The sequence below is a fragment of the uncultured Mucilaginibacter sp. genome, from assembly GCF_913773635.1.
Lineage (GTDB): Bacteria > Bacteroidota > Bacteroidia > Sphingobacteriales > Sphingobacteriaceae > Mucilaginibacter.
This window is the reverse complement of the sequence record NZ_CAJYGQ010000008.1, coordinates 58,284-71,118: the sequence shown is the minus strand read 5'-3', so window position 1 is coordinate 71,118 and position 12,835 is coordinate 58,284. Positions and strand designations below refer to the sequence as shown.

Annotated in this window: 12 protein-coding genes; 3 read left to right on the top strand and 9 right to left on the bottom strand. The window is 41.5% G+C overall.

The genetic code is table 11. From position 1 onward, the window contains the following. The first annotated feature begins 38 nt into the window (after positions 1-38). Positions 39-1,331, top strand: a complete 1,293-nt coding sequence (locus QZ407_RS09895) for a lytic transglycosylase domain-containing protein (RefSeq protein ID WP_295770379.1) — start codon at positions 39-41, stop codon at positions 1,329-1,331. A gap of 164 nt (positions 1,332-1,495) precedes the next feature. Here QZ407_RS09895 and QZ407_RS09890 read toward each other — a convergent pair whose 3' ends face one another. Both QZ407_RS09890 and QZ407_RS09885 read right to left on the bottom strand, forming a co-directional pair. Beyond that, positions 1,496-3,133 (bottom strand): polysaccharide lyase, encoded by a 1,638-nt coding sequence (locus QZ407_RS09890; protein ID WP_295770377.1) that lies wholly within the window; start codon positions 3,131-3,133, stop codon positions 1,496-1,498. 228 nt (positions 3,134-3,361) lie between these two features. Next, the gene (locus QZ407_RS09885) at positions 3,362-4,921 is read right to left on the bottom strand and encodes a M20/M25/M40 family metallo-hydrolase (RefSeq protein WP_295770374.1); all 1,560 of its coding nucleotides are present in this window, start codon (positions 4,919-4,921) and stop codon (positions 3,362-3,364) included. Between the two features lie 122 nt (positions 4,922-5,043). Between QZ407_RS09885 and pelA the strand changes: the two genes are divergently transcribed. Then, positions 5,044-6,198 carry a pectate lyase gene (pelA, locus tag QZ407_RS09880; RefSeq protein WP_295770371.1) on the top strand — a complete coding sequence of 385 codons (1,155 nt, stop codon included), beginning with the start codon at positions 5,044-5,046 and terminating at the stop codon, positions 6,196-6,198. A gap of 69 nt (positions 6,199-6,267) precedes the next feature. Here pelA and QZ407_RS09875 read toward each other — a convergent pair whose 3' ends face one another. Together QZ407_RS09875 and QZ407_RS09870 are read right to left on the bottom strand one after the other, a co-directional pair. Next, positions 6,268-7,515, bottom strand: a complete 1,248-nt coding sequence (locus tag QZ407_RS09875; protein ID WP_295770368.1) for a DEAD/DEAH box helicase — start codon at positions 7,513-7,515, stop codon at positions 6,268-6,270. A gap of 96 nt (positions 7,516-7,611) precedes the next feature. Beyond that, entirely contained in the window at positions 7,612-7,989 is a 378-nt protein-coding gene (locus QZ407_RS09870; RefSeq protein WP_295770366.1) for a response regulator transcription factor, read from the bottom strand. Between the two features lie 108 nt (positions 7,990-8,097). Between QZ407_RS09870 and QZ407_RS09865 the strand changes: the two genes are divergently transcribed. Then, the gene (locus QZ407_RS09865) at positions 8,098-8,964 is read left to right on the top strand and encodes a YitT family protein (RefSeq protein WP_295770364.1); all 867 of its coding nucleotides are present in this window, start codon (positions 8,098-8,100) and stop codon (positions 8,962-8,964) included. A 62-nt stretch (positions 8,965-9,026) separates the two neighbouring features. On the opposite strand, the gene QZ407_RS09860 is transcribed toward QZ407_RS09865, so the two are convergent. The 5 genes from QZ407_RS09860 to QZ407_RS09840 form a co-directional block, all read right to left on the bottom strand. Further along, a complete protein-coding gene (locus QZ407_RS09860) occupies positions 9,027-9,845 on the bottom strand; it encodes a hypothetical protein (protein ID WP_295770362.1) in 819 nt (272 codons plus the stop codon). Positions 9,846-9,942: 97 nt separating this feature from the next. Further along, on the bottom strand, positions 9,943-10,881 hold the full coding sequence (locus QZ407_RS09855; protein WP_295770359.1) for a phosphatase PAP2 family protein: 939 nt from the start codon (positions 10,879-10,881) through the stop codon (positions 9,943-9,945). Beyond that, the gene (locus tag QZ407_RS09850) at positions 10,878-11,504 is read right to left on the bottom strand and encodes a sterol desaturase family protein (RefSeq protein WP_157542689.1); all 627 of its coding nucleotides are present in this window, start codon (positions 11,502-11,504) and stop codon (positions 10,878-10,880) included. Before QZ407_RS09850 ends, QZ407_RS09855 begins: the two co-directional genes overlap by 4 nt. Positions 11,505-11,510: 6 nt before the next feature. Continuing rightward, the gene (locus QZ407_RS09845) at positions 11,511-12,095 is read right to left on the bottom strand and encodes a DUF4833 domain-containing protein (RefSeq protein ID WP_295770355.1); all 585 of its coding nucleotides are present in this window, start codon (positions 12,093-12,095) and stop codon (positions 11,511-11,513) included. A gap of 11 nt (positions 12,096-12,106) precedes the next feature. Further along, positions 12,107-12,826, bottom strand: a complete 720-nt coding sequence (locus QZ407_RS09840; protein ID WP_157542688.1) for a CDP-alcohol phosphatidyltransferase family protein — start codon at positions 12,824-12,826, stop codon at positions 12,107-12,109. Between the last annotated feature and the right edge of the window lie 9 nt (positions 12,827-12,835).

Below are 12,835 nucleotides of genomic sequence, written 5' to 3'. Positions count from 1 at the left end.
AGTAATTTATCGAAATACGCGTGATTATAAGCTTGAGAATGAAGAAATTATTTACGATCATTTTTTGTGTTGCTACTTTTCAGTCTTTAACCTCACTTGCCCAACCTGCTTACACCGACACTTCATTATATGAAGAGAATTTCAGGCCTAATTACATGCAAAGCTATAGACCTGCTGCAGTTAATACGCCTGTAATCACCCAGTTAAAGCAAATTTCTTACCAAAATTCACCTTACCGTACCCGTCTTGATGCTATTCAAGGCGATGTGCAGCTTGATTATAATGAGTTTGTACAGGCTTACATTAGTAATTATACATCTGCAAGCCGGAGAGACGAAATGGGACGTATTATAGGCTTAACCAAATACTATTTCCCTATTTACGAGAAGGCTTTTAAAGATGCCGGTATTCCTGACGAAATCAAGTATCTGTCTATAGTAGAATCGGCGCTAAATCCCAATGCAGTTTCAAGGGTAGGTGCTACCGGCCCATGGCAGTTTATGTATTCAACCGCAAAAATTTATGGTTTGGATATGAATAATTATGTTGATGAGCGCCGCGACCCTATACAGGCAAGTTACGCAGCTGCCGCCTACCTGCGCGATGCGTACCAGGAGTTTGGCGATTGGCTGCTGGCAATTGCCTCATACAACTGTGGTAAAAACAGTGTTGAGCGCGCTATGCAACAAGCCAACGCGGTTGACTTTTGGTCGATAAGGCAATATTTGCCTGCCGAAACACGTGGGTATGTACCAGCCTTTATAGCAACCATGTATGTTATGAAATATCATAATGAGCATGGCATTGTGCCACAAGCCTGCAATATTACCTTAAACACTGATACGGTAATGGTAAACAAGTTTATATCATTGAACAACATTGCCAAAGCTTTAAGTATCGATGTAAACCAATTGTCGCTGCTTAATCCATCATATACCAAACGCGTTATTAACGGAACAACCAAGGCTCCGCGCCGTATTGTTATACCGCAAATTGGTAAAGAGCAGTATCCTCAGCTTTACGCTGCCCTTAACGGTGAAGTGGTTGCTCCTATACAAAAGGTATACACACCACAACCCGAAGAGGCTATAGCCATAACTGCTAAAACAGGCACTTCTCATACTGTAAAAAGAGGTGAAACCTACAGCATAATTGCTGGAAAATACGGAATAGACGAAGAAGATTTACGGATTTGGAATAACGTTAAAGGTAAAAAGCCTTTGCCTGGGCAAAAGTTAAAAGTGTCGGCTCCAAACCTTGCAGCCGGTGCAACTAAAGCGGGCAAAGAGCTTGCTGCTATTGGTTCGGCACAAGGCGCCGGTGGCAATTAATAGCTACAAATTAATATTGAGCTTTGAAGCGATAATAACTTAGGTTGTTATCGCTTTTGTTTTTTAGCAATTATTGGCAACAACCGCTTATTAATAACTGTGTAAAGCATAAAAGAGGCCTGCTACTTATCTAATAGCAGGCCTTAAAGATGAAATGACTTTAATTATCTTGCTCCGGGTACCACTTTTGCCAATGGAACCACGCTGTTCAAATAAACCTCAATATTAGTATAGCCATTTCCATTTTTTGCCACAAGTGTTGCGTCAGCTGCGTTTTTAGGGTTAAGGCCATGCGCAATTTCATAACTGTCGGGCATTCCATCGTTATCGCTGTCTTTATAAGGTGTGCCGGTATAGTCAGGATAGCCGCCAACCTGGTCAGGGTGGGTAATAATGCCTTGCTTGTAAGAGTCTGCCGGCAGGCGGTGTTTAATAAATTCTTTACCTATGGTGTTATCAGTTCCCTCTTTATAAACAATTTTACCTGTTTTAACTACCTGAGTAATGCGCGTATCAACGGCATCACGCTTAGGTAGGGTAGCCCCAACGTTTGCCAGCACGTAGTCGTAAGCCTCTTTAGCTGTCACTATCTTAACCTTTGCCATAGGAAAGGGCTTGTTCGCCTTAATACTATCGGTGTAGCGTCCTGCATCAGGCATATTGCCAATTTGTATACCGCCGTCCCAATTGTTTTTAGTAACCTTTTCATTGCCTTCTACAATATTGCCGTTAGCATACACACGCCCGTAAACATCATGGCGGCCTTTTTCACGGCTACCCTCGGGTTTTAATATGCGGTGACCCACGGGTTGATTTAACGGAGTAATTGGCCCCGGTTTGTAGTAATTGTTGATGAAGTTGAATAATGATCTGTCATCGCCCCCATCGGCACTGCGGTTCCACCAGTTAAACACAACATTGTTTACAAATCCAAAATCGCCATACATACCTACAGATGGGTTACGCGCAATGTTGTTAGCCCACAGGTTTCGCATAAACGTGCTATTAAGGCCACCTATAGTGCTGCCGAAAGCATGATTGTAAGTATCTAAAGCTTCAGAAAAAATTGAGTTTTGAATAGTGATATTTACCGTAGGTAACTTTTCCTGTTTGTCTCCACCACGATCATATACATGGCGGTAAAGCGACATGTTTTCATCTAAGCCCCAGCTTGCCGAAACATGGTCAATGATAATATTACCAACCGGATTGCCACCCAAACCATCATCACGACGAGCAACGTCTGTAGAGCCCCTGCGAAACCGCATGTAACGTATAACTACATCGTGCGTATCAATCCATACCGATTCATTGGCTATACAAACGCCATCGCCCGGGGCAGTTTGGCCAGCAATGGTGATGTACGGTGCGCGTATAATTACAGGGCTTTTAAGTTTAATAATACCGGCTACATTGAAAACAATAACACGTGCACCGCCTTGTTCGCATGCCTCACGAAAGGTGCCCGGGCCTCTGTCTGCAAGGCTGGTTACTACGTACACTTTTCCTCCTCTACCGCCGGGAGTGTAGGCACCTCCGCCTTCAGCACCCGGAAAGGCTGGTATTTTTGCTTGAGGTAAGTCAGACGGCTTAGATGCCCACGGAACGAAAGGTTTTCCGTTTTTCTCGTCGCGCTTTATAATTGCCTGCGCTTTATTCCATGCATCGTCACTTAACTTTTTCTCTACAGCAAGCGCTGAATCGGCTTTGGCCTGTACAGCAGGTGGAATAACAGGATATTGTGCTTCTGCTGTCGCAAAGGTGGCCATCAGCATCACTGTGCTTAATACTTTTTTACTCATTTAACAGGTTTATAAATAAACTTTGATTTAGTTTAATTGGTATACATATCAAATATGCTACCTGTGCAATAAAGTTTAGTGTAATATGTTTACAACCTGTTGTACAATATTATCTGTACCTAGTAATTGCAGCTTAAATCATGTAAAATATTTGTTGGTATTTCCTCAAATAAAAAGCGCTCATTGGTTTAAATGAGCGCTTTTGAAAAATATATAGTTGTTTGCAGTCTAATCAAGTCCACCGCGGCGGGTTGCTTTAACCTGCTCTGGCCATTTTAAGGGCTGGCCGGTGCGTGGATTGGTGCCTAAAGGTGCTCTTTCAGTTGATGTTCTTTCTGCATCCTCACTGGCCATGTAAATTAGTATGGCGGTTAAGATAGCGTTGCGGCGTACGTCATCAAACACAATTTTATCATAAGTGTCGCGGTTAGTGTGCCACGTATAGTTTCCATAGCTCCAACCTAATGAAGATAATGAGAAGCCGGGAGCGCCAACAGCAACAAACGAAGCAAAGTCTGATCCGCCTGCTCCTGGTACACCCGGGAAGCTTGTCTTTATAGAATCGCGTATGTATGATGGTACTGGCTTTAACCAACGGGTTATATAGTCAGCAGCTTTAGCATAACCTTGTCCGCCAATATTCACAACCCTTCCGGTGCCGTTGTCCTGGTTAAACAAAGCCTGAAGATTTTTTACGATTTCCGGATGGTCTTCCACAAAGGCCCTTGAACCGTTAAGACCTTGTTCTTCACTTCCCCAATGACCAACCAAAATGGTGCGTTTAGGCTTAGGGTATACCTTTTTCAAAATACGCATTGCTTCCATCATGGTAAGCGTTCCGGTGCCATTATCGGTTGCGCCGGTACCACCGTCCCACGAATCAAAATGAGCCGAAAGCATTACGTATTCGTTTGCTTTAGCGCCGCCTTTGATTTCGGCTAAGGTATTGTAGGTTGGCACTACACCCAGTTCTTTTGATTCGGTGTGCATGCTTATTTTGGGTTTAATGCCTGATTCGGTTAAGCGGTAAAGTAAGCTGTAATCTTCTAAAGCTACATCAACTGTAGGAACCTTTTTAGTATAAGCGCTGAATATTTTGTCAACGCCAAAGCCTGCTGACCAGTTGGAGGTGATTATACCTGCTGCACCGGCATTTTCGAGTATTACCGGAAGCGTGCGTGTTGTGTAGCCTGTTTTTTTAATGCGGTTTGCCCATGCGGTTGTTTTAGCAGTACGGTCGGCCTGCATTTTGTCAAACGACTCTTTCATGGCAAATTCCTTCCAGTTATAATCCGGCCGGCCGGTTGGTTGTGGCATCGATATCATAATGAACTTACCTTTGATAGATGGCAACCATGCCTGGTAAGCGGCTGAGTCTGCCAGGTCTGGCAGGGCAATTACTTCGGCAGTAACTGTTTTGTTACCCATGCCCGGGCTCCAGGCCAGTTGTGTGCCTTCTAATGATTTTATGCGGGGATAAACCATATCAATATGTGAAATGCCGCGTTCCCATCCGCGCCACTCACCCCATTTTTCGTTGCGGGCACTTACACCCCATGTTTTGTATTTGGCTACAGCCCATTCGTTTGCTTTAAGCATTTGCGGAGTGCCCACCAAGCGCGGACCAATGCCGTCCATCAGTTCGCGTGCCAGGGTTTCGAGTTGAGAGTTTTCGTTTCCCTCCTTTACAATCTGGTCAATAACGCTGTTTTGAGCGTGCGCAAAATTGCTTGATAAGAGCAAGGCTACGGCAGGTAAAAAGGTCAGTGAGTTAAGTTTTAGTTTCATAAAGCCAATATAGGTAAACCTCATATCAACTTAAAGTCACGCTGTTGTTACATATATGCAAGCAAGTTACGTCAAGAACTTATTATTTATAGATAGGTATTGCCTAATTTTAAGCAACCGTTATGAGAAGAATTTTCCTGTTTGCTTTTGGGCTTTTGTGCTGCAATTTGTTGTTTGCACAAAACCAGCTTCATAAAAATACTGATGTCAACAGTTTTTCCAGTAGTGCAGCGCACTGGTACGGCATTGCTGATAAGCACAACATTATCAATCCTAAAAAGAACCAACCCAAATACAAGGCTGATCAGTTAGAGGAAATAGGCGATAATATTATATTATACCAAAAGGTAAACGGAGGCTGGCCAAAAAATTATGATATGACGGCCATACTTACCTCAAAGCAGTTAGATAGCGTAAAAGCCGCTAAAAACGTTTTGAATACTACATGTGATAATGGCACATCATACACACATGTGGCTTATCTGGCAGGAGTTTACAACCTTAAGCATGCTGCAAGATTTAAGGAAGCGGCTGTTAAAGGCGTTAAATTCATACTCAGTGCACAGTACAGTAACGGCGGATGGCCACAGTATTATCCACTGCAAAAAAACTATAGCAGCCACATAACTTACAATGATGATACTTTCATCGGCATTATGGAACTACTAAAAGAAATTGGTGAGAATGATACTGATTACGGTTTTATATACAAGCAACTGCGCGATAGCGTAAGGGCCGCCTTCAATAAGGGTATAACCTGTATTTTGAATACGCAGATCAGCGATAAAAAAGGTACTGCTGCATGGTGTCAGCAGTATGATGAATATACACTTAAGCCGGCCTGGGCACGGGCATTTGAGCCGGCAGCAATTTGTAGTGCGGAGAGCGTTGGCATTGTGCTTCTGTTAATGCAATTAGATAAGCCTGCACCTAAGGTTATGAAAGCCGTGCAAAGCGCTGTAGCGTGGTTCAAAGAATCGGCAATTAAAGGCATAAGAGTAGAGACCATAAAAGCTAAGCCCGATACCAGCCAGTTCATCATATCTCGCATGGATAGAGTTGTGGTAGAAGATAGTAACGCACCACAAATTTGGACGCGCTATTACGAAATGGATACTCGCAAACCTTTATTCTGCAACAGGGATAGCAAAGTGGTATATTCATTAGCCGAGGTAATGCGCGAGCGCCGCTCGGGCTATGCTTGGTATACCTATAGTCCGCAAAAGGTAATAAACCAATATGCAGCCTGGGCCAGTAAATGGGGCATTAATGATTAAAGTCCAGGTAATAAACCATTAATTGTTGCTGGAATTTAATAGTCAGCAACTACCGGTTACAGTAATAATTTACTGCCCTTTAGCTTGCTGTTTCGGACCGCTGCCAGGTTTACGGTTACGATTGTTATTACGGTTGTTGCCCCTACCACGGCGTGGGCGGTTATTTGCATCGGCTTTAAACTTTGGTGCTTCTCCAAATTCAGGAGGCAGGGTTACTTCCTCAATTTCACGGTCAATTAGCTGCTGTATACTTTGAAAACGCCTAAAATCGCGCTGGTTCACAAATGTTATTGCAGTGCCGGTGGTGGCAGCTCTGGCAGTACGGCCTATACGGTGTATATAATCTTCCGGATCGGGCGGCACGTCATAGTTTACCACCAGGTCAATACCCTCAACATCTATACCACGCGAAAGTGCATCGGTACCAATTATAATAGGAAGAGTTTTGTTTTTAAAGTCAAGTAATATGTCTTCGCGTTCACTCTGTTTAATGTCTGAATGAAATGCATCAACTTTAAGACCGGCACTTTTGAGTTCCTTATTAAGAGATTTAACACGGTCTTTCGTAGATGAAAATATAATGATGCTGTTGAATGCGCCGCTTTTCAAAATGCTTACCAAAAGCTTGGTTTTTTGCTCATCATGCACCTTGTAAATTTGCTGGTTAATGCCTGATGCCGGCTGTGAGATAGCAATATTTATTTGCTCGGGTTCATTTAAAATAGTGCGCGCCAGTTGCCTTATTTTGCCCGGCATAGTTGCCGAAAACAGCAGTGTTTGGCGTTTAGCCGGTAAGTGGCTAATAATGCGCATAATATCTTCCTGGAAGCCCATATCCAACATGCGGTCTGCTTCATCAAGAATTAGATACTGTAGATGATTTAGTTTGAGAGAACCCGATGCAAGAAATGAAATTAGGCGGCCAGGTGTAGCAATCAAAATGTCAACCTTATTGTCAATTCCACGGCGTTGCTGTTCATAGGCAATACCATCACCACCACCAAAAATGGCTTGTGAACTTATCTCGGTAAAATATGCAAGGCCTTCAACCTGCTGATCAATTTGTTGGGCCAGTTCGCGGGTTGGAGCTAATATCAAAGCTTTAATTTGGTGGTTAGGATGCTCACCGATTAAATTTAAAACAGGAAGTAGATATGAAGCAGTTTTACCTGTACCGGTTTGTGCACAAGCAATAACATCCTTACCTTCCATTACAACAGGTATAGCACTTTGTTGTATGGCGGTGGGCGTTTTATAACCCATGCTTAGCAAGCCTTCGGTTAGCTGCTCATTAAAATTAAAGTCTTTGAAAGTCACACGCAACGTTTATAATCTTGGCAAGATAACAATTATATCTGTTGCTAACTTGTAATTAGCTCATAATTATAGACAAGCAGGGTATAGAAAAGGATTTTAAAGCGCAGCTTTGTTTAACAGCGTAAATACCTTTTGTTGTAAAACATCCATGTCGAACGGCTTTTCAAGGTAATCATCGGCTCCGGCCTGTGCAGCTTTATTACGCACATCCATACTGGCCGAAACCATGATGACCGGGATATCTTTAGTGGTAGCCTGGCGCTTAAGCTGCTTACATACGGCTTGCCCATCATGGCCCGGCATCTGAATATCAAGCAATATCAAATCTGGTTGTGCTTTAACAGCTTGCATCACCGATGTGCCATCCAAAACTTTTAATACCTCATACCCCGAATGATCGAGTATAGCCGTCATGGAGTCAACAATAGCCTGGTCGTCATCTGCAATTAGTATCGTTTTTTGCTTACCTTCCATACCCATTCTTATCAAAAATTAAGCCCGATTTTGTATCTTACCGCCAAACCTGTGTTGTAACAGGTATTCATCAATATAAATTTAAAAATATTTTGCAACAACTACAATATGAAAGTTACTAAAGAGAAGATTGCTATAGACTGGTTATTAATTGTTTTAGGAATTTTTTCGGCGGCTTTAGGTTTAAAGGGCTTTTTGTTATCCAGCCACTTTATTGATGGTGGGGTAACCGGTATATCAATGCTTATAGGCAATATAACCGATACTTCCATTGCCATATACATTGTGTTGCTGAATATCCCGTTTTTAATATTAGGCTATAAAAGGCTCGGTGCCCAGTTTGCATTTAAAAGTACTGTAGGCATCATTGGGTTATCATTGTGTGTGGCGTTTGTGCATTTTCCTGATATAACGGCTGATAAGCTATTGACAGCGGTTTTTGGTGGCGTGTTCATTGGAGTGGGTATTGGCTTTGCCATGCGCGGCGGTGCGGTGCTTGATGGTACTGAGATAGCTGCACTACTTTTGAGCCGTAAGGCGCAGCTACTTAAAATAAGTGACATTGTATTAATTCTGAATATCGTAATCTTTTCTACAGCTGCATATTTTTTAGGTATTGAGCGTGCCATGTACTCTATATTAACCTATGTATCGGCTTCAAAAATGATTGATTTGATTTTAAATGGTATTGAACAGTACACCGGTATAACGGTAATATCTTTAAAAAGCGAAGTAATTCGAAAAGTTATTACCATGCAAATGGGACGTGGTGTTACCATTTATCAAGGCAAAAGCGGTTATGGTAAGGACGGCCATATTAACGAAACACGTGATATTATATTTACCGTTGTTACACGCTTGGAGGTGCCTGCATTGAAAGAGAAGATTATAAAGATAGATCCTGCTGCTTTTATTATACAGCACAGTATTGATGATACTACTGGCGGCCTGTTAAAGCGCAAGGCATTGCATTAAACAACAAAAGCAGCACCCAAAGTGCTGCTTTTGTTGTTTAATTACTTATTGAAAACTGACGGTTACAACGATACTGTTTTCAAACTATCAGTATTAGTTTTACTCGATGGCGTTTCCCAGTAAATAGTTGGTGCCGTTAGCTTAATTTGTTGTACAGGTACTTTTGATGCTGCGGTTGCTGCAAGCAGTTTCTTTTTACCTGTTTGTGTTTTCTTTAACTGTTTTAAAGAAGCCAGAGCGGCCAGTTTTTTCTGCTTGGCTGCATATGCTAGCTCTTCGTTTTTGATAGTTTCATCCAGCCCCTGAAATACGTTTTCGGCAGGAGGTACTTGAATAAAGGTGTATAAACGGCTATAAGCAATTTTTACAGATGAATCCTGTTCAGCTAATTTGTTTTTCATTGCTAGGCGGTGAGCCTCTTTTAAGTCCTTTTTTGCCAAGTTATAATCCTTGATATCTATTTTTATGGCAGCCAAATCAACAAGAGTATTTATAATTGAGGGTACAGACTTTTGGCGTCTTGACAGGGTATTAGCTTGCAGAATAAACCATTTAGCCTGTGCAAACTTACGCTGCGAACGATAAGCACGCGATAGGTTGCTATAGCTGTAAATCATACCCGTAGTATCACTGTACTTGTAGTATGTTTTCATGGCCAACATGGTATAATTCACCGCATTTTCGTAATTAATGCGTTTAGTATAGCTGTTGGGTGCAGTTTTAAATGCCAGATAGCAATCAGCCATGCTATTATATATTACAGCCTTTGCTTTGTCATCGGTAGTAAGCTGCAATTGCTGTTTAAGGCTGTCTAAAGTGTCGGCTTTAGCGCCTATGGTAAGTGCTGATATATAAGTAAGTAGTAAAAAAATCTTTTTCATAATCAGAAATGATATGTATAATTTAGTGTACAAATCACATGCCTGATTATATGATATCCACAATAAGGAGTGAAAATGTGGAAAATTAAGGCTTAAATTATTGAATTATAGCTTCGTAACGGTTTAGCCAACCATTAATGACCCTTGATTTTGTTACAATGAGGTTGAACAATGCAATACCTAATGCAGCAGTAGTAATACCGGCAAGTACATCAAGTAAATAGTGATGGCTGGTGTATACAGCAGCGAACCATATACCTACAGTAACCGTTATAAAAAAGATATTAGCCCAACCAAGTTTGTTTTTTAAACCATAATAAACCACTATCAATGGGTAGCTTGAGTGGAGCGATGGCATTGCCGCAAACACATTAGAACCTTTGGAATAGATATCTTTAAAAAGTGAGATGCCGAAGTACGCATCAAACTTGCTTAAACCTGCAGTATTGCCAGGGGTAGCTTTAAAAAAGTGAAAGCCATGATATTGAATATACCAGGGTGGTGCAGCCGGGTAAGTGTAATATACCACAAACCCAAGCAGGTTTACCAGTACAAATGTTAGTGAAAAATATAAAAATTCACGTTTACGCGTAAAAAACAGGTAAGCTGCAAAGCCCAGAGGAACCGGAATCCAGCAGAGGTAAAAAAGTCCTGTTAATATATCTAAAAAAGTAGTACCATGAATACGCCAGTACTCATTTGGTGTAACTATAGTACCAGCCTGTTTTATGCCAAATAGATGCTTTTCAAAATTGTAAAGTTCAGATAGGTGAACGGCTTTGTAATTGTAATTTGGAAAAGCTTTCATGTAATCAAAGATGATCCAGTATACGATGAATATAGAAAAGCCAAGCACAAACTTGCGGGTAACCTCTGAGGCATAGAAAAGAGTATAAAAGATGCCAATTAATACAATCTGATCACTTTTAAACCCAACAAGGAAGTAAGATGCCAGAAGATAAGAAACAGCAGCCAGGGTAACAATTAAAAAGTTTTTAAACGTTACCGGGGCGCCCTTCGATATGGCAAAACTCATTTAGCCTTTTTTATAAAATCAGAACCGAAAACTTTATCCCAAATTGGCGAGCTAACACCGTAACCTTTGCTTGGGTCTTGGTAATGGTGCAGCATATGATGTTGCTTAATACGTTTCCACATACCACCCTTAAAATTGAAGTGATGTATAGCGTAATGCGATATATCATATACAAGGTAACCTATGAGGAAGCCCGGGAAAAATGAAAAGATATATCCTTCGGGTAATATCCAGTTAAAAAGCAAAAATAATATGGTTGCCATTGGTATACTTGCCGATGGAGGCATTACTAAGCGTTTTGCATCACTTGGATAATCATGATGAACGCCATGGAAAATGAAATGTATACGTAAAGCCCATTCAGCCTTGGGCACAAAATGAAATACGTAGCGGTGTAAAATGTACTCGGCAAAAGTCCAGAAAGCAAGCCCCGCCACCATAAGGCCAAAAAAGCCGGCTACAGTAATGCCGGTATGGGTAAATGCCCAGTAACTTAAAAAGCCTATAATTGGTATAAAAACGTAAAGGGGCACTGTCCAGTGTACTTTTGAAAGCGCTTCTAAAAGATCGCTTTTAAACATACGCACAGATTCACTCGAGTTGGAAACGTAATTCTTTTTCATCACTAATCAAGGTTTAAAACGCTCAGTAACTTCTTTACCGGTTGCCGGGTCTGTTCCTTTAAATTCCACAAAGCGCACATTCGGAACCCAAAATGAGCCACCTTCTATCCTCAAAAAAATTCGGTTAACTATAAACTGGCGCTGCGAAACAGTTGCGAAGATATGATATTTTCCGTCAGCACCCTTCATCAGCGTAAGCGGAAATTTTTTGTATGACACAAATCTGATATCATATTTGCCATTTCCTAAGGCTTTTGAGGTAACGCCATAGGCAAATTTTCGCTGAATAAAATTGAGCTCAGCTTTTTCACCCTTATCATGGTAGCGTATCCAGTAAGGGTGTACCGGCGTTTCTTCATCAGGCTTACCGTCTTTATCTAAGTTTAGCTCGTAAACTATCGTATTAGAGTTTGGTGTGCGTTGTACATAAAACAACCTGCTTACGGTTGCAGGTAGCGCAGGGTATGGGTTGCCTGGCAGTGCATTTATGTTTTTAACAGTATCGGCGGGTATACTGCCTGCCTGTGCAACGGTAATGGTAGCAAGCGTTAAAACAATGCCGCTTAGTACGTTTTTTATGTTCAGTTTCATTTACTAATTTTTCAACCTTGGTTATTGAGTTCGCCTAAAGCTTTTTTAGCATCCATTAGGCGGCGGAATGCGGTAAGGTTGGTTAGTACTGCCAATATGGTAATTGGCACAGTGAATATTGACATGGTTTCAAATACGTGATATTTGATTCCCGGAATATACCATTTAAAATCGCCTCCTATATAGGCCGAGGTTACGCCGCAAATAAGTGCAAAAAGGCCAATGGTTACTACACGTTCGGGGCGCTGCATTAGTCCGCCTTTTATTTCAACGCCTAAGCCTTCGGCACGGGCACGTACATAGCTTACCATCATGGAACCTATAAGAGCTACAAAAGCAAATATTGAACTTAAGAAATAATGATTAGCCACAAGGTAATAACATATACCTAAGAACATAATCAGCTCGCTGTAACGGTCTAAAACAGAATCAAACAGGGCACCGAATACAGATTTCATGTTACCAAGACGCGCTACTTGACCGTCTAACATATCAAACAAGCCTGCAAATAATATTAATGCACCTGCCCAGCCCACTTCTGATAAATCGTCGCGGGTTGATTCTTCAGCTCCCCATATAAATATGCCGGCTACACCAATATTTAAAATAAAACCTATAAGGGTTACTGCGTTTGGAGTAAGGCCAACCTTAATCAAAACCTTTACAAAAGGATCGATTACGCGGTAAATGCCTAACTGCAAATTTGTACGTAACGATGTTTGCTGTGCCATTTGTTTAAA

Coding starts and splice junctions, on each gene's coding strand:
- QZ407_RS09865 (WP_295770364.1), top strand. CDS start 8,098: ATGAAAGTTACTAAAGAGAAGATTGCTATAGACTGGTTATTAATTGTT.
- QZ407_RS09845 (WP_295770355.1), bottom strand. CDS start 12,095: ATGAAACTGAACATAAAAAACGTACTAAGCGGCATTGTTTTAACGCTT.
- QZ407_RS09850 (WP_157542689.1), bottom strand. CDS start 11,504: ATGAAAAAGAATTACGTTTCCAACTCGAGTGAATCTGTGCGTATGTTT.
- QZ407_RS09895 (WP_295770379.1), top strand. CDS start 39: ATGAAGAAATTATTTACGATCATTTTTTGTGTTGCTACTTTTCAGTCT.
- QZ407_RS09890 (WP_295770377.1), bottom strand. CDS start 3,133: ATGAGTAAAAAAGTATTAAGCACAGTGATGCTGATGGCCACCTTTGCG.
- QZ407_RS09855 (WP_295770359.1), bottom strand. CDS start 10,881: ATGAGTTTTGCCATATCGAAGGGCGCCCCGGTAACGTTTAAAAACTTT.
- QZ407_RS09885 (WP_295770374.1), bottom strand. CDS start 4,921: ATGAAACTAAAACTTAACTCACTGACCTTTTTACCTGCCGTAGCCTTG.
- pelA (WP_295770371.1), top strand. CDS start 5,044: ATGAGAAGAATTTTCCTGTTTGCTTTTGGGCTTTTGTGCTGCAATTTG.
- QZ407_RS09870 (WP_295770366.1), bottom strand. CDS start 7,989: ATGGAAGGTAAGCAAAAAACGATACTAATTGCAGATGACGACCAGGCT.
- QZ407_RS09860 (WP_295770362.1), bottom strand. CDS start 9,845: ATGAAAAAGATTTTTTTACTACTTACTTATATATCAGCACTTACCATA.
- QZ407_RS09840 (WP_157542688.1), bottom strand. CDS start 12,826: ATGGCACAGCAAACATCGTTACGTACAAATTTGCAGTTAGGCATTTAC.